The sequence below is a fragment of the Pedococcus sp. P2_F6 genome (assembly GCF_056403675.1).
Genome location: NZ_JBFUEZ010000008.1, coordinates 13,376 through 29,312, shown reverse-complemented (window position 1 = coordinate 29,312; position 15,937 = coordinate 13,376). Strand labels below are relative to the sequence as shown.

14 protein-coding genes and 1 pseudogene are annotated in these 15,937 nt (G+C 67.0%); 13 read left to right on the top strand and 2 right to left on the bottom strand.

The window, feature by feature from the left end; all coding sequences use genetic code 11:
• Positions 1–167 precede the first annotated feature (167 nt).
• Positions 168–539, top strand: coding sequence for a hypothetical protein (locus AC1DWP_RS18205; protein ID WP_477615998.1), 372 nt, complete (start codon positions 168–170; stop codon positions 537–539).
• Positions 425–1,612, top strand: a complete 1,188-nt coding sequence (locus AC1DWP_RS18200) for an MFS transporter (protein WP_477615992.1) — start codon at positions 425–427, stop codon at positions 1,610–1,612. The genes AC1DWP_RS18205 and AC1DWP_RS18200 overlap by 115 nt, the downstream gene beginning before the upstream one ends.
• A gap of 409 nt (positions 1,613–2,021) precedes the next feature.
• On the opposite strand, the gene AC1DWP_RS18195 is transcribed toward AC1DWP_RS18200, so the two are convergent.
• The gene (locus AC1DWP_RS18195) at positions 2,022–3,134 is read right to left on the bottom strand and encodes an ROK family protein (protein ID WP_477615991.1); all 1,113 of its coding nucleotides are present in this window, start codon (positions 3,132–3,134) and stop codon (positions 2,022–2,024) included.
• 305 nt (positions 3,135–3,439) lie between these two features.
• Between AC1DWP_RS18195 and AC1DWP_RS18190 the strand changes: the two genes are divergently transcribed.
• From AC1DWP_RS18190 to AC1DWP_RS18140, 11 genes and pseudogenes are all read left to right on the top strand, one after another.
• On the top strand, positions 3,440–4,294 hold the full coding sequence (locus tag AC1DWP_RS18190; protein ID WP_477615898.1) for a sugar phosphate isomerase/epimerase family protein: 855 nt from the start codon (positions 3,440–3,442) through the stop codon (positions 4,292–4,294).
• A complete protein-coding gene (locus AC1DWP_RS18185; protein ID WP_057378029.1) occupies positions 4,291–5,448 on the top strand; it encodes a substrate-binding domain-containing protein in 1,158 nt (385 codons plus the stop codon). Before AC1DWP_RS18190 ends, AC1DWP_RS18185 begins: the two co-directional genes overlap by 4 nt.
• A gap of 57 nt (positions 5,449–5,505) precedes the next feature.
• Positions 5,506–7,020, top strand: coding sequence for a sugar ABC transporter ATP-binding protein (locus AC1DWP_RS18180; protein WP_477615897.1), 1,515 nt, complete (start codon positions 5,506–5,508; stop codon positions 7,018–7,020).
• Between the two features lie 3 nt (positions 7,021–7,023).
• On the top strand, positions 7,024–8,004 hold the full coding sequence (locus AC1DWP_RS18175) for an ABC transporter permease (RefSeq protein WP_057378031.1): 981 nt from the start codon (positions 7,024–7,026) through the stop codon (positions 8,002–8,004).
• A gap of 5 nt (positions 8,005–8,009) precedes the next feature.
• A complete protein-coding gene (locus AC1DWP_RS18170) occupies positions 8,010–9,104 on the top strand; it encodes a Gfo/Idh/MocA family protein (RefSeq protein WP_477615896.1) in 1,095 nt (364 codons plus the stop codon).
• Positions 9,101–10,021 (top strand): sugar phosphate isomerase/epimerase family protein, encoded by a 921-nt coding sequence (locus AC1DWP_RS18165; RefSeq protein ID WP_477615895.1) that lies wholly within the window; start codon positions 9,101–9,103, stop codon positions 10,019–10,021. The genes AC1DWP_RS18170 and AC1DWP_RS18165 overlap by 4 nt, the downstream gene beginning before the upstream one ends.
• Before the next feature lie 26 nt (positions 10,022–10,047).
• Positions 10,048–10,677, top strand: coding sequence for a gluconate 2-dehydrogenase subunit 3 family protein (locus tag AC1DWP_RS18160; RefSeq protein WP_477615894.1), 630 nt, complete (start codon positions 10,048–10,050; stop codon positions 10,675–10,677).
• A complete protein-coding gene (locus AC1DWP_RS18155; protein WP_477615893.1) occupies positions 10,674–12,311 on the top strand; it encodes a GMC family oxidoreductase in 1,638 nt (545 codons plus the stop codon). Before AC1DWP_RS18160 ends, AC1DWP_RS18155 begins: the two co-directional genes overlap by 4 nt.
• A gap of 167 nt (positions 12,312–12,478) precedes the next feature.
• A pseudogene (locus AC1DWP_RS18150) lies at positions 12,479–12,610 on the top strand (helix-turn-helix domain-containing protein); the annotation flags it as partial.
• Positions 12,611–12,670: 60 nt separating this feature from the next.
• Positions 12,671–12,961, top strand: coding sequence for a hypothetical protein (locus AC1DWP_RS18145; protein WP_477615997.1), 291 nt, complete (start codon positions 12,671–12,673; stop codon positions 12,959–12,961).
• A 144-nt stretch (positions 12,962–13,105) separates the two neighbouring features.
• Positions 13,106–13,534 carry a DUF6036 family nucleotidyltransferase gene (locus AC1DWP_RS18140; RefSeq protein ID WP_477615892.1) on the top strand — a complete coding sequence of 143 codons (429 nt, stop codon included), beginning with the start codon at positions 13,106–13,108 and terminating at the stop codon, positions 13,532–13,534.
• 636 nt (positions 13,535–14,170) lie between these two features.
• On the opposite strand, the gene AC1DWP_RS18135 is transcribed toward AC1DWP_RS18140, so the two are convergent.
• Complete coding sequence (locus AC1DWP_RS18135) at positions 14,171–15,886, bottom strand: glycerol-3-phosphate dehydrogenase/oxidase (protein WP_477615891.1); 1,716 nt, start codon at positions 15,884–15,886, stop codon at positions 14,171–14,173.
• Between the last annotated feature and the right edge of the window lie 51 nt (positions 15,887–15,937).

Genomic DNA, 15,937 nt, shown 5'->3' with positions numbered 1-15,937 from the left:
AGGCGAATCCCGCCACCGACCCCACGACGAGCCGAACAGACCCCGCCACCGACCCGCAGCACCCTCATGACCTGGCCAGAACCCGGCCATTTCACCGGCGCGAACACCAGGGCCCAGCGGCACCTTGGACGTGCACGACAACCCGTGCCGCACCCAAGGAGCCCACCGTGTCCGCCGCCCTCCAAACCAACACCCGCCCGGCAGACCCCACCAACGCAACTGCCGCAGCCGTCGCGGACCGCCGCGCCCGTCAACGCCGCTGGGTCGCCCTCGGCCTGTTGGTGTCCGCCCAGTTCGTCGTCATGCTGGACACCTCCATCGTCAACGTGGCCCTGCCCTCCGTCCAGAGCGCCCTGGGGCTCAGCCCCACCGCGATCACCTGGGTCGTCAACGCGTACGTGCTCGCTTCGGCGGCCTGCTGCTCCTGTCCGGGCGTGCCGCTGACCTGTTCGGACGGCGCCGCCTGTTCGTCGTCGGCTCTGGGCTCTTCACCCTTGGCACCCTGCTGGCCGGGTTCGCTACCAACCAAGGACTCCTGATGGGCGGTCGCGTCGTTCAAGGCGCAGGCGCCGCAGCACTCAGCCCGGCCGCCATGTCGCTGCTCCTGCTGACGTTCCCCGGAGAGCAAAGAGCCCGCGCCATGAGCATCTGGGGCGCCGCCTCAGCGCTGGGCGGAGCCACCGGCGTCATGGCCGGCGGCCTCCTCGTCGGCACCTTCGGCTGGTCCTCGGTGTTCTTCGTGACGGTGCCTGTCTCCGTCGCCGCCGTCATCCTCCCCCGGTACGTCCTCCCCGAAGGCGCACACGGCGCCCGCCGCGGCTTCGACTGGTACGGCGCCGCCGCCATCACCGGCGCAGTCATCGCCGTGGTGCACGGGGCGCTGGGCATCGCCGAACGCGGCCTCACCTCCCCGTCCGTCCTGGCAAGCCTCGGCGCGTCCGCTGCCTTGCTCGCCGCCTTCATCGCCGTGGAAAGCCGCACCCGCGACCCCCTCGTGCCTCTCGAGCTCTTCCAGTCCCGAAGCCTGAGCACCGGCGTCGCCCTCGCCGTCCTCGGTGGCGCCGCGCGAGCCTCCACCTTCGTCCTCCTCGCCCTCTACCTCCAGCAGGCCCTCGGCATGGCCCCACGGCAGGCCGGCATCGCCATGGTCCCCACCTCCCTGACCGGCTTCGCCTTCTCACTCACCCTGCTGCCGCGCATCCTCCGCACCCTCGGCCCACAGCGCACCCTCGTCGCCGGCCTGCTGGTCCTCGCCGTCGGCCACCTGTGGCTCGCGAACGCACCACTGGGTGACGGATACGCGGCAGCAGTCCTGCCAGGGCTCCTGCTCGTCGCCATCGGCGTGGCCATGAGCTTCACACCCACCACCATGGTCATCGCCACGGCCGCGCCGGCATCGCACACCGGGCTGGCATCCGGCCTCGCAGGCTCAGCCACCCAGATAGGGTCCGCGCTCGGAACGGCCACCTTCGTCGCCATTGGCCTCTCCGTCGGAAGCCCCGGTGCCGGGATGCTCGGCGCGAACGGGTTCTCGGCGGCGTTCGCCGCCGCCGCGGTCGTGGCACTCGCCACCGCGACGCTCGGGGCCACCATCCACCGGACGCAGCCGTGATCAGGCAAAGGGAGTACGGGACGGCGTCAGCTCCGCGCCGCGCAGCTGAGCCGCGCGGCATACCGGAAAACGTCCCAGGGCACAGCAGAAGGCCCGGACCAGTGGTCCGGGCCTTCTGTCGCTGACGCGTTGGTAGCGGGGGCAGGATTTGAACCTGCGACCTCCGGGTTATGAGCCAGCCCAGCCCACGTCTCACCCGTCCCGCGCCCTCTCCCCCGGCGCACGAAATCTCAGCGCCGGGTCCCCGTCGTCACGCCGCGTCTGAAGCCGTCCCGCCACCTCCCGGTTACACATCTGGCCACACCTCCACAGTGCGGACACAGTGCGGACACAGTGCAGGTCCGTCCGACGTGGCTACCGCCCCAGGATCCATTCACTGCCCTGCACGACGGCCCCTGCGCGGGACGCACTACTGGGCAGTCAGCTCGGCACGGCCTGCGGGAGTTCCTTGATCCAGCCATCTCGGGAGGATTTGAGGCGAGAGCAGGGCGTCCATGACCATGTGAGCGGCGCCGCGCAGACCAGCGCGGTCGCTCAGGCCTGAGCGGACGATCTGGAGTGAGCGGGTCGCGAGGGGCAGCGACCGGCCAATCACGGTCTGCCGAACCTCTGCCAGATAGTAGTCGCCTGCCTCCGACACCCCCCCTCCGACGAGGATGAGAGAGGGGTTGAAGAAGTTCACGATCCGGGCCAAGGTCTGCCCGACCAGTCGGGCAGAGCCTGCCAGGAGCTTGATCGCCACGGGGTCGCCGTGGATGGCGGCGTCGCTCACGGCGCGCGCATCGATCGTGTTCCCGTGCGCGAGCACATCGGCGAGATAGGCACTGTCACCTTCTCGGGCGGCGGTCTCGCCGTCCCGCGCCAGCGCTGCGCCCCCAGCCAGCGCCTCGAGGCAGCCGAACTTGCCACACCGGCACAGCACGGTGGACCCCTCCTCCACAGTCACGTGCCCGATGTCGCCCGCGCAGCCCTGAGCCCCCCGGTGCAGGACGCCCTGAGAAATAAGTCCTGCGCCAATACCGGAGCCGATCTTCACGTAGACGACATCGCGCAGGCCCTGAGCTTGCCCAGCACGCAGCTCCCCCAGCGCCATCACGTTGACGTCGTTGTCGACCCAGACCGGCACATGAAACCGTCCCGCGAAGAAGGTGCGCACGTCGAACCCGTCCCAGCCGGGCATGATGGGAGGCGCAACCGGCCGACCAGTGTCGAACTCGACGGGGCCCGGAAGGCCAATCCCCAAGCCCCATATGGGCGGGCTGGCGCCGAGCTGCTGAAGGAGCTCGTCAAAGACCTCGGCCACGCGGGTGAGCACCGCGACCGGCCCCACGGTCACGTCTGCGTCCTCTTCGTATTGGGCCAGAAGAGTCCCCTCTAGGTCGCTCACGGCTGCCCCGATGCTTGTCGCGCCAAGTTCGGCTACCAGAATCCGGCCAGCATCGGCGGGAAACCGCAGTCCACGAGGTGCGCGACCACCGGTCGACCGCAAGGGCGGAGCCTCGACCAGGAGGCCCGAGTCCATCAGACGGGCCACCCGCTGGGTCACGACATTTCTGCCAAGACCCGTGGCGTGGGCGAGTTCCGGCCGTGTGCTGGCCCGGCCGGAGCGCACGGCATCCAGCACACGGACCAGGTCGGCGACGTGATCGGGAGCGAGGGCCCCTTGAGTTCTGGCATCCATGTCAGCCACCTCCTTCTGTCTGTGACGCAAATGTATCAGCACGTTTGCTCTTGACTTTTGCACGCAACATGCAGAAGTATGCATACCACAGTAAAAACCTGGCAGGGGCTGAGACACCCCACACTGCAGACAGAACGGACTCGACGATGAGGCTCGGTTACCACACCATCACCTGGGGTGGCGTCGTGGGCGACGCCACGGGCGTGACCAGCATCAAGGACCTCTTCTACCGCGTGAACGGCCCCATGAACCGTGCCTTCGCGGACATCGCGAGCCTGGGGTACGAGGGCGTCGAGATGTTCGACGGCAACGTGGCGGACTACGCAGACCGGCCCGACGAGCTGCGGGACCTGCTGGCCGACGCCGGCGTGGTGCTGGCAGCCGTCTACACCGGGGGCAACTTCATCTACCCGGACATCCTGAGCGACGAGCTGCACCGGGTGCGTCGGGCAGCGGAGCTCGCTGCTCTCTTCGGAGCCGACAGCCTCGTTGTGGGCGGCGGCGCCCGCAGGGCGTCGGGTACCACAGGCGGGGACTACGCCGCGCTGGGCCATGCACTCGACCTGGTCACTGACATCGCCGAGGAGCACGGGTTGGTGGCCTGCTACCACCCGCACCTCAGCACCATCGTCGAGAGCCCGGATGAGCTCGACCGCCTCATGCCGCTGACCCGGATCGGCTTCTGCCCCGACACCGCCCACCTGACGGCCGGTGGCGGTGACCCTGCGGACCTGATCCGCCGCTATGCGACGCGCCTGCGTCACGTGCACCTGAAGGACGTGGACGTGGCGACAACGCAATTCCTTCCCCTGGGCCAGGGGGACGTCAACTTCGATGACGTCATCGCGGCCCTAAATGAGAGCGGTTACGACGGCTGGATCGTCGTCGAGCTCGACTCGTTCGAAGGCGACCCTCGTGAAGCGGCCGCCACAAGCAAGAAGTACCTCGACACGCTGCTCGCAACCGCTGGCGGCACCCTCCCCTCAGGAGAAATTCGATGAAGAAGAGCACCTACCGCCTGGCGGGCCTGGCGACCGCCATCGCCTTGGCCACGGCCGGCTGCAGTTCAGCCACCAGCGCGACCACCAGCGTCGACGCCGGAGTGTCGTCCAAGGCCGATGACGCGCTGGCGAAGATCAAGGGCACCGTCCTCAGCAAGGGGCCCCACGGCGAAGACCCGTCCCCTGCCTCGTCTGCGGACCTCAGCGCCGAGGAGATCACGAAGGTCAAGGGCATGAAGGCCAAGGCGGCGATCGTCATGCACTACGGCGGCAACGACTGGGCGAATGCCCAAGTGGCGGGCCTGAAGAGCGAGTTCGGCAAGCTGGGCATTGAGGTCGTCGCAATCACCGACGCCAACTTCAAGCCAGACAAGCAGGTGTCCGACCTGGAGACCGTGCTCAACCTCAAGCCCGACATCATCGTCTCCATCCCCACCGACCCCGTGGCCACGGCTTCTGCGTTCAAGAAGGCCGCCGCTTCAGGAGTCAAGCTCGTCTTCATGGACAACGTCCCGCAGGGGATGAAGGCTGGCACCGACTACGTCTCGGTCGTTTCCGCCGACAACTACGGCAACGGCGTCACCTCCGCCCATCTGATGGCCAAGGCCCTGGGCGGCAAGGGCGAGATTGGCCTCGTCTTCCACGAGGCCGACTTCTTCGTCACGAAGCAGCGCTATGACGGGTTCAAGTCCACCATCACCAAGGACTACCCCGACATCAAGATCGTGGAGGAGAAGGGAATCGCAGGGCCCGACTTCGCTGGCGATGCACAGGGTGCGGCCAATGCGATGCTGAGCAAGCACCCCACCTTGGCCGGCATCTGGGGCGTCTGGGACGTTCCCGCCGAGGGCATCATGGCCGCGGCACGTGCCTCCGGCCGTGCAGACCTGAAGATCGCCACAGAGGACCTGGGCAAGAACGTCGCCATCGCCTTGGCGAAGAACGAGCTCGTGGTCGGTTTGGGCGCGCAGCTGCCCTTCGACCAGGGCGTGGCGGAGGCTCGACTGGGCGCAGGTGCGTTGCTGGGCAAGACGGCCCCGGCGTACGTCGCCCTGAGCTCGCTGCCTGTCGACCACTCGAACATCCTCGAGGCGTGGAAGCAGGTCTACCACCAAGAGGCCCCGGCCGACCTGAAGAGCTCGTACAAGAAGTAGACATCCCGGCGGGGCGGTCCGGCAGCGGCCCGCCCCGCCACTAGAAGGGAGTTCGCGATGGACGAGCAGAGCAGTACCGCGACAGCGGTAGAAATGCACGGCATCAGCAAGGCATTCGACGGCGTCGTCGTCCTGGACAACGTCGACTTCGAGGTCCGCCGCGGCGAGGTCCATGCCCTCGCGGGGGGCAACGGCGCAGGCAAGTCGACGCTCATGAAGATCCTCCAAGGGGTCTACCGGGCCGACGAAGGGGAGATCCGCGTCGACGGTGAGCCCGCGGACATCAACTCCATCCACAGCGCGCGAGCAGCGGGCATCGGCATGGTGTTTCAAGAGTTCAGCCTGGTACCGACTCTGACCGTGGCACAGAACATCTTTCTGGCCGACGAGCCCGCTGGAAGGTTCGGTCTCATCGACGACCGCGCTGCCGTCGCGAAAGCCGCGGACGTCTTTGCGACCATGGAGGTCTCAGTCAACCCGAAGGCCATGGTTGCCAGCCTTGGAACTGCCTACTGGCAGCTCACCGAAATCGCCAAGGCGCTGGCCCAGAACGCCCAGATCTTGATCATGGACGAGCCGACGGCGAGCTTGGCCAAGCACGAGACCGAGGCGCTTTTCGACCTTATCGGTCGGATCAAAGATCGCGGAATCTCGATCATCTACATCTCCCACCGGATGGACGAGATCTACCGAATCGCCGACCGCATCACCATTCTGCGCGATGGGAAGCGCCTTCTCACCGAGCCGCTGGCTGCAGTCACGCCCGAGCAGATCGTCGAGGGGATTGTCGGCAAGAAGATCGAAGGTCAGATGAACTACCGCGAGCGGGAAGGTCTCGACCAGCGTGAGGCCCTGCTGGAAGTATCCGGGCTGACCAGTGGTCCTCTGGTTCAGGACGTCTCATTCACCGTCCACGTAGGCGAGATCATCGGGCTCGCCGGCCTCATGGGTAGTGGACGCACCGAGCTCGCCCGAACCCTCTTCGGGATCGACAAGGCCACGAACGGAACGATCCGACTCCGCGGCAAGGAGATCACCGTCAATGACCCCCGCGCCGCGATCGGTCACGGACTCGCGCTCATCCCGGAGGACCGTCGCGAACAAGGACTGGTCCTGGACCACTCCGTACGCGAGAACCTGCTGCTTCCCCTGCTAGGGAAACTCAAGAAGGGTCCCCTGCTCGACGGGAAGGCAGGAAAGGCCATGTCCTCCAGCCTCATTCGGCGGTTTGCCATCAAGGCAGCCAACCCGAATCGGCCTATTCGTCTGCTCTCGGGCGGCAACCAACAGAAGGTCGTGATCGCCAAGTGGCTGGGCACCGAACCCGACGTCCTCATCCTTGACGAACCCACCGCGGGAGTAGACATCGGGACCAAGTCCGAGATTCTCGACATGGTCCGCGCCCTCGCTGATGCCGGCAAGGCCGTCATCGTCATCTCCTCGGAGTACCCCGAGCTCCTCGCGGTCAGCGACCGCATCCTCATCCTGCGTGACGGCTCTGTGACCCGCGATCTGCGGCGGAGCGAGATCGCCGACGAAGAATCCCTTCAACTCGCCGTTCAAGGAGTCTGAGCCATGAGCACCATCGCACCGAACAAAGAGACCACCGCAGTGGGCTCATTTCAGAGCCGCATGTCCACGATCGACTGGCGCCGCTACGTCATCTACATCGGCTTCCTGGTCGTCTTTGCCTTCTTCGCCGTCCTGTTGCGCGACCAAGGTTTTCTCTCCTCCAACAACCTGCTCAACATCTTCCGCCAGACGGCGACGATCACGGTCATCGCTGTGGGTATGACCTACGTGATCGCCTGTGCCGAGATCGACCTGTCCGTGGGCTCAGTAGCAGGACTCTCGAGTGTCGTGACTGCCATGGCGCTTTCCAGCTGGGGTCTCATCCCCGGCGTCCTCGCCGGACTCGCGGTGGGCCTTGCCGTGGGCGCGGTAAACGGTGCCCTGGTGAGCCTGCTCGGTATCCCGTCGTTCCTTGTGACGCTGGGCATGCTTGGCATCGCCGCAGGGGTGGCGCAATGGATAACCGACTCGGCGCCCCAGCCCATCCTGAGCGACACGTTCAACCTGATCTTCGGCGGTGGAAACTTCGGTCCAGTCCCCGGCCTGCTCGCGTGGAGCGCCATCTTCGTGACCATCGGCGCCATCGTGCTGGCCAAGACGCGCTTCGGCCGTCAGGTGCTCGCGACCGGTGGCAACCGCACCGCGGCTCAGTTCACTGGGGTGAACACACGCCGGATCAAGTTCCAGGTGCTGCTCCTGTCCGCCACGGTTGCCAGCGTGGCCGGCATGCTCTACGCGGGCCGGCTGCAGTCCGGACGGTTCCAGTGGGGCGCAGGCGACGAGCTGTCCGCCATCGCGGCGGTGATCCTCGGCGGCACCAGCCTCTTCGGGGGCGCAGGATCCGTGGTCGGCACGCTTTTCGGCGCGCTGCTCATCGGCCTCATCAACAATGGCCTGATTCTTGCCGGACTCGACAGCAGCCAGCAGCAGGTCGTCCGCGGCGTCATCATCATCCTGGCCGTCGCACTCGCGCGGAAGAAGTGAGCCGCATGCCCGCACTGCGAGCTGGAATCATCGGCGCCGGCTTCATCGGCGGTGTGCACGCCTATGCCGTGCGAGCAAGCGGAGGAGTGGTGACGCAAGTCGCCGATCACTCCCCCGAGGCAGCGGCCCACGCCGCCGTTCGGCTCGGAGCCCAATCAGGCGCCGAGTCCGCCGAGGCGCTCATCGCCTCGGACGACGTCGACGTGGTGCACATCTGCACACCGAATGACACGCACTACGACCTGGCGCTCGCCGCAATGCAAGCCGGGAAGGCGGTCATCTGCGAGAAGCCGCTGGCCATCACCGCGGAGCGCGCCGCCCTCTTGGCCCAGACGGCCGAGGCCACCGGCGCGGTCACCGCAGTGCCGTTCGTCTACCGCTTCTACCCCTCCGTCCGTGAGGCGAGGCACCGCATCTCCAGCGGACAGGCGGGAGACCTGTGGATGCTGCACGGCTCCTATCTCCAGGACTGGCTCTCCGGCTCACAGGAAACAAACTGGAGGGTGGACCCGGCCAGAGGCGGTGGGTCGCGAGCATTCGGCGACATCGGTGTCCACTGGTGCGACGTCATGGAGTTCACCACCGGACACCGCATCACACGTCTCGTGTCCCGGATGTCCCAGGCCTATGCCAGCCGAGCAGGCACCGACGGCGGTTTGGTTGTGGGAACCGAGGACGGCGCAACCGTGATGTTCGAGACCGACCGCGGCGCGACCGGCTCGGTGGTAGCCAGCCAAGTGTCGCTGGGCCGCAAGAACCGCCTCTGGTTCTCCTTTGACGGGACCGAGGCGGCCTACGTCTTCGACCAGGAACTCCCGGACTCTCTGTGGATCGGTGGGCGATCCTCCAGCCAGATAGTCCCCCGTGGACCGGATACGTTCGCCGCCGGTGGCGGCGCCGACTACTCGCGCCTGCCTGCCGGACACCCACAGGGATACCAGGACAGCTTCACCGCGTTCATGGCAGATGCGTATGCCGCGGTGTCCGGCCCGCGGCCCGAAGGACTTCCCAGCTTCAGCGACGGCCACCGGGCCGCCGTCATCACCGAGGCCGTCCTGGCCTCGGCTGCCAAGGACTCTTGGGTGGAGGTGCCCTCGTGAAACTCGGATTCCTCACGTCCTGCCTGCCGGACCGGCCCCTCGAAGACATTGCCAGGTGGGCGGCGGAACACGACTATGAGGCGCTGGAGGTGGCAGCTTGGCCAGCACTCGGTGATCGACCGTTCACGGCTAGCCACATCGCGGCCGAGTCGTTCACCGACCGCGACGCCGAGAAGATCCGTGCGCTCTTCGAACAGCACGATCTCTCCCTGTCGTCCCTGGCGTTCTATGACAACAACCTCCACCCCGATCCCCAGGAACGACAGGCGATCAACGACCACGTCATCGCGTGCATCGACGCTGCTGCTCTCCTCGATGTCCCCACCGTCGGGACGTTCATCGGCCGCCATCCCGGCCAGAGCGTGGCGGACAACCTTCGCGAGGCCGAGAGGATCTTCCCGCGACTCGTGGACCACGCCGGCCAGAAGGGCGTCAAACTGGTCATCGAAAACTGCGTCATGGAGGGCTGGCACCCCGATGGCTATCCCGGAAACCTTGCGTACTCCCCCGAGCTCTGGGAGTGGATGTTCGGGCTGGGCCTCTACCTGAACTACGACCCGTCCCACCTGGTCTGGATGGGCATCGACCCCGTGGAGGCGCTGCGCCCCTACGTGGACCGCGTCGCCCACGCCCAGGCCAAGGACATCGAGCTGTTCCCGCACAAGCGGAACCGGTTCGGCTGGCCCGGGATTGCGGACAAGAGCGCGGACCCCTGGAACGTCGGCTGGTGGCGGTACCGCATCCCCGGCCGCGGTCAGGTCGACTGGAACCGCGTCGTGGACACGCTCTACGAGGGCGGGTTCGACGGCGTGCTGTCGGTGGAGCACGAGGACCCCGTCTGGGGTGGCAGCGAGGCCCGGATCGAAACCGGGCTGCTCGTCGCCCACCGCACCTTGCGACCACTCATCATCGCCTGACCCCCACGACTCGAACGGAGGCCTCCATGGCCGACACCTTCCTCGACGCCCACCAGCGGGAGACGATAGAGGCGGCAATGGCCCGTGTCATCCCGACTGACGACACACCCGGAGCACGCGAGGCCGGCACGATCGACTTCCTCGACCGCTACCTCTCTGGCATCGACTACATCTACGCCCTCCCCGACGGGAGCGGGTTCGAGACGCTCACTGGCCCGCGGGCGTTGGCTTGGCAGCAGCGGGTGGACCACGCGCGCAGCGTGTACATGTCCGGGGTCGTCGAGCTCGACAAGCGGGCCGACAACGCCCACGGCAGGCCCTTCGTCGATCTCGACGATGGGCAGCAGGACGACGTCCTTCGCGGCCTTGAGCGCGGCACGACGGCCCCAACCATCAACTATGGCGGTCCCGAAGAGCCGGCACTGCAGCAGACCAACGCCGAGTCCGACCTCCACTTCTTCGGCCTGCTCGTGACGCACACCCGGCAGGGCTTTCTCGCAGATCCGATCTACGGCGGCAACCGCGGCCAGGTCGGCTGGCAGACCATCGGCTTCCCCGGGCCGAAGGATCTCGCGGAGGTGCACACCGGCCAGTACACGACACGCCAGTACTTCTCCGACAACCCGACCCACCGCAGCCTGCAGGAGCCCTCATGACCATCCGCGCGACCAAGCCCGAGAAAGTCGATGCAGTGGTCATCGGGGCGGGCGCCTCGGGGGCGGCCGCGGCGAAGGTGCTCACCGAGGGTGGCATGCGCGTGGTCGCCCTCGAGAAGGGGCCCTGGCGAACCAAGGAGACCTTCGGTGGGGACGAGCTGGCCAACGTCAACCGCTACAACCTCTGGCCGGATCCCCTGCTGAACCCCCGCACATCGCGGCGCGACACCGAGAGCGAAGCGGAGGTCGACCTCTTCTGCCCGGTTCCGCAGATGGTCGGGGGCGGGACGGTCCACTGGCAGGGGTGGCTTCCACGGTTCACCGAGAACGACTTCCGGCTACGCAGCATTGCGGGCGAGCTGCCCGGGACCACGCTTGCTGACTGGCCGATCACGTACGCCGAGCTGGAGCCGTACTACGACAAGGTCGAGTGGGCTTTCGGCGTCTCGGGACAGGCGGGCGCGAACGCGTTCGAGTCCTTCCGCTCCCGGGGCTACCCCTGCCCGCCGATGCCCCAGTCCCGCTACGCCGAGAAGTTCCACCTCGGCTGCGAACACCTCGGCTGGAACTCGTTCCCGACTCCGCAGGCAGCCCTGTCCCAACCGTTCAACGGGCGGCCCGCCACCGTCATCAGCGCCTTCGCGCAACAGCACGGCGATCCCAGCGGCACCCGGTCAAGCGCACTGAACGTGTTCATCCCCGATGCCCTCGCCACGGGCCGATGTGACCTCCGCGCGGATTCATACGTTCGTGAGCTCACCGTCGACTCGCAGGGACGCATCAAGAGCGCCGTCTACGAAGACTCCGCGGGCGTTCTGGTGGAGCAGGAGGCCGATGTCTTCATCCTTGCCTGTGGCGCCGTGGAGACCGCTCGGCTGATGCTGCTCTCGACCTCCTCGAGATTCGCCAACGGACTCGCCAACGGCAGCGACCTCGTAGGCCGCAACGTCACCTTCCATGAGTACAGCGCGTCGGTCGGCACCTTCGAGGATCCGATCAATGCCTGGGCCGGCGGCGGCTACGTCAGCGCGAGCAGTTTCCAGTTCTACGAGCACGACGACTCCCGGGGATTCGTCAGTGGCGGGCACATTGCTGCCGCGGGCGTCGGCATACCCCTCCCTATCAACTGGGGACTGCCGGGTCGACCCACCTGGGGCGCTGAGGCCAAGCAGAACGATCGCGACTACTTCAGCCACAGCATGGCTGTCGCCATGGTCCTGCACGACATGCCGCAGCACGACAACCGTGTCGACCTCGACCCCAACGTCAAGGATGCCTGGGGGCTGCCGGTCGCCCGCATCACCCTTCAAACCCACCAGAACGATATCGACCAGGGCAGGTTCCTGGTCGACCGGTGCGGGGAGATCCTCGACGCTGCCGGAGCCAAGCAGGTCGACCGCGTCTACGCCGAGAAGGTGACAGGCAACTGTTCTCACCAGCACGGTACCGCCCGGATGGGTGACGACCCCGAGTTGTCAGTTCTGGACCGCAACTGCCGCGCCCACGAGGTCGACAACCTATTCGTCGTCGACGGCTCTCCGTTCCCCACGGCCACAGGAGCGAACCCGACACTCACCATCATGGCCAACGCCTGGCGGGTCTCCGACCACATCTTGTCGAACCGAGCAAGCTAGTCAGAGACACGAGGACTCCGCCCGGGTAATCCCTGCTAGTTCGTGGTATCGGGGGCAGGACTTGAACCAGTGACCTCCGGGTTAGGAGCCAGCCCCACCACGTCTCGCACGTCCCGCAACCTCTCCCCTGCCGCACGAAATCTCGGCGCAGCGTCCCTGACCTCGCCTTGCTCACCACCGGCGAGGTCGCGCGCCTACTTTCGAGCTCACGTCAGCACGTAGTCGACCTGTGCAACAGCGGGGAGCTTCCGTTTCAAACTGTCGGCCGGCACCGGCGAATTCGCCGTCGTGACGTGGAGGCCCTGCGGAACCGGACTCTGCGCCCCAGTCGTGACCAGCGCCGCAGCCAGTGGCTCAACATGGCCGTGGCGGGAAAGCTCGTGGCCGAACCGGACCAGGTGCTGGCACTCGCGCGGGAGAACCTCGAGAGGCTGCAGCGCAAGCATTCCCGTGGCCAAGGCGCGTACTGGCTGAGCCAGTGGCAAGAGGTCCTTGAGGGTCCCGTCGACCAGGTCCTGAATGTTCTGACGTCGCCTACCCCCTGGGCGCGCGAGATGAGGCAGAACTCCCCGTTCGCTGGCGTCTTGTCGGACGAGGAACGGACGAAGGTCCTTGAGGCGTTTCGGGACACCGACAGGTCGTCGCGTTGAAGCGCGACGGACTTGAACACATCCTGCGCGCCGCGTCCCGCATCGTCGGCGACCAAGACGTGATCATGGTGGGCAGCCAGTCAATCCTGGGCACGTTCACTGAGGACGAGTTGCCCGAGGAGGCGCGCGTCCATCGAAGCGGACGTGACTTTCTATGCCGACCCGGACAATGAAAAGTCCGACAGCGTTGACATGCACATCGGTGAGGACTCCGCCTTCCACGACATGTACGGGTACTACGCCCAAGGGGTGAACATCGAGGTGGCGCACCTTCCTGCGAAGTGGCGGTCGCGAATCGTGGTGTATAGCAGTGACGCGACCGAGGGTGCGCGAGGGCACTGCTTGGAGGCACATGACTTGGTCGTGTCGAAGCTGGTCGCTGGTCGCGCGAAGGACGTCGAGTTCGCCAGTGCCCTTCTGTTGGCTGGCCTGGTCAGCCCCCGGCTGTTGGTGTCCCGGGCTGCGGAGTTGGAGGTTCCCGCTGAAATAGGCCGGGTAACCAAGTGGGTCGCGGGCTGGGTGGCCAAGCACGCCGCAGGCAAGCCGGACCAGACCACATCTCATACATCCTGACTGCCCAGACTTCCGAGCCTCATTGCTCCCGCGGCGAAACCACTAACCGAGCCCCACGCTGCGATCGTCCGGATATCGACCCGGCGACACCCTGAAACGGCGTCCGCCCTCGTCCGTCGCGGCGTCTCATGCGTTCCTGCCTTGTCCAGGCCGTCCCAGTGCGTCCAACCGGCGCACGAGCGCCCCGACCCCGCTGGCTACACATTGGGCCACACGAGCCAACGCCAGAGGCCCTCTCCCCGAAGGGAAAGGGCCTCTGACCTGCTACTTCGTGGTAGCGGGGGCAGGATTTGAACCTGCGACCTCCGGGTTATGAGCCGCCCCAGCCCACGTCTCACCCGTCCCGAGTCCTCTCCCCCGCCGCAGGAAGTCTCAGTGTCACGGCCCCGTCGTCGCAACCCCGTCTCAAGCCGTCCCGCCGCCTCCCGGTTACGCATTTGGCTACACCTCCGTGGCTCGAGGACAAGTCTGGTCATCCGGCCCCTGGGGTTCTAGGGTCGCGTCGAAGACCCACGTCTGGCCGTTTGACGACCTATCCGCCTGCTGCAGCGACGTTCTGCTTCCCGTGAAGGCGACCGTTCGTTGACCCCGAACCCATGCATCCGCCAGCCCCTGCCCCCTCCCCGACGCCCGCAGTCAGGCCCGTTTGACTCCCGTGCGTACGTCTGGAGCGCCCAGTCGTGCCGCATCGGCCGTGTGGTCGTCCGGCTCCTGCTGGGATTGGCGTTCCGCCTTGACGCGGGCGGTGTAGTGCTGGACCTCTCGTGCGACGTCGTCCTCTGTCCAGCCGAGGATCGGTGCCACGATCCGGGCCACCTCGGGTGCCGCCGCCAGTCCGCGGTCGAAGGTCTCGATGCTGATCCGGGTCCGGCGGGCCAGGAGGTCGTCCAGGTGCAGGGCACCCTCATGGCTCGCGCCGTAGTGCATCTCGACGCGCAGGTACTCGGGAGCACCAGCCAGCGGCTTTCCCAGCTCGGGCTCCTCCGCGACGAGCTCGAGCAGCTCATGGACGAGCGTGCCGTAGCGGTGCAGCAGGTGCTCGACACGGGCGACGTGGAGGCCGGACTCGTCCGCGAGTCGCTGGCGACCGTTCCACAGGGCGGGGAACCCCTCGGCGCCGACGACGGGGATGCGGTCGGTGACGGACGAGGGGGCTGCAGCGCCGAGCGAGTGCAGCGCCGCGTCGACCGCGTCCTTGGCCATGACGCGATAGGTCGTGTACTTTCCGCCTGCGATCATGGTGAGGCCGGCGACGGGAGTCACGACGGCGTGCTCCCGGGACAGCTTGCTGGTGGCATCGGACTCCCCTTGGAGCAGCGGCCGCAGACCCGCGTACACGCCCTGGATGTCCTCATGGGTCAGCGGAGTGCTGAGGAGTCGGTTGGCCTGTTCCAGCAGGTAGTCGATGTCGGAGCGGCTCGCTGCAGGGTGAGCCAGGTCGAGGTTCCAGTCCGAGTCGGTGGTGCCGACGATCCAGTGGTCCTCCCACGGGATGACGAACAGCACGCTGGTCGCGGTGCGGCTGATAAGCCCGACCGTCGCGTTGATCCGGTCCCGCGGCACCACGAGGTGGATGCCCTTGGACGCGCGGACGCTCAGCTGTCCCCGCCCACCGACCAGCTGCTGGATGTCGTCGGTCCAGACACCTGTCGCGTTGATGGTCTGCCTGGCCTTCACCTCGACCTCGCCACCGCCCTCGAGGTCGGAGACGACGACCCCGGTGACGCGATCTCCCTCACGACAAAACCCGGTGACGCGGGCGCTCGGCACGCACACCGCGCCATACCGCCGTGCCGTGCGGGCGAGCATCATCGTGTGGCGCGCGTCGTCGAGCTGGCCGTCGTAGTAGCGGACGGCCCCGACGAGGGCGTCCTTGCGCAGGGCAGGGAAAAGACGACGAGCCGCCCCACGGCTGAGGTGCTTGTGCGTCGGGACGCCGTGCCTGCCGCCCAGGACGTCATAGAGGGCCACACCGGCGCCCACGTAGAGTCGCTCCCATCCACGGTGCCGCAGGGGGTAGAGGAACGGCACGGGTCGCGCCAGGTGCGGCGCGAGCGTGTTGAGGATGAGGGACCGCTCTCGCAGCGCCTCCCTCACGAGCCCGAACTCCAGCTGCTCGAGGTAGCGCAGCCCGCCATGGACGAGCTTGCTGGATCGACTCGACGTCCCGGATGCGTAGTCGCGCTGTTCGACCAAGGCAACAGACAGTCCGCGGGTCGCCGCGTCGAGCGCGGCGCCTGCTCCCACCACCCCGGCGCCCAGCACGACGACGTCGAACTCCCGGGACGCCAGCTGGGCGAGTGCCTCCGCTCGTTGGCGCGGACCAAGCTCACCGTGCGCGCTGCTGTCCATCAGTTCCTCCTGGGGCGGCGCGAGCCGCGGGTCGGGGCGGGCTCGGGTTCG

Coding starts and splice junctions, on each gene's coding strand:
- AC1DWP_RS18195 (WP_477615991.1), bottom strand. CDS start 3,134: ATGGACTCGGGCCTCCTGGTCGAGGCTCCGCCCTTGCGGTCGACCGGT.
- AC1DWP_RS18190 (WP_477615898.1), top strand. CDS start 3,440: ATGAGGCTCGGTTACCACACCATCACCTGGGGTGGCGTCGTGGGCGAC.
- AC1DWP_RS18185 (WP_057378029.1), top strand. CDS start 4,291: ATGAAGAAGAGCACCTACCGCCTGGCGGGCCTGGCGACCGCCATCGCC.
- AC1DWP_RS18180 (WP_477615897.1), top strand. CDS start 5,506: ATGGACGAGCAGAGCAGTACCGCGACAGCGGTAGAAATGCACGGCATC.
- AC1DWP_RS18175 (WP_057378031.1), top strand. CDS start 7,024: ATGAGCACCATCGCACCGAACAAAGAGACCACCGCAGTGGGCTCATTT.
- AC1DWP_RS18170 (WP_477615896.1), top strand. CDS start 8,010: ATGCCCGCACTGCGAGCTGGAATCATCGGCGCCGGCTTCATCGGCGGT.
- AC1DWP_RS18160 (WP_477615894.1), top strand. CDS start 10,048: ATGGCCGACACCTTCCTCGACGCCCACCAGCGGGAGACGATAGAGGCG.
- AC1DWP_RS18155 (WP_477615893.1), top strand. CDS start 10,674: ATGACCATCCGCGCGACCAAGCCCGAGAAAGTCGATGCAGTGGTCATC.
- AC1DWP_RS18145 (WP_477615997.1), top strand. CDS start 12,671: ATGGCCGTGGCGGGAAAGCTCGTGGCCGAACCGGACCAGGTGCTGGCA.
- AC1DWP_RS18135 (WP_477615891.1), bottom strand. CDS start 15,886: ATGGACAGCAGCGCGCACGGTGAGCTTGGTCCGCGCCAACGAGCGGAG.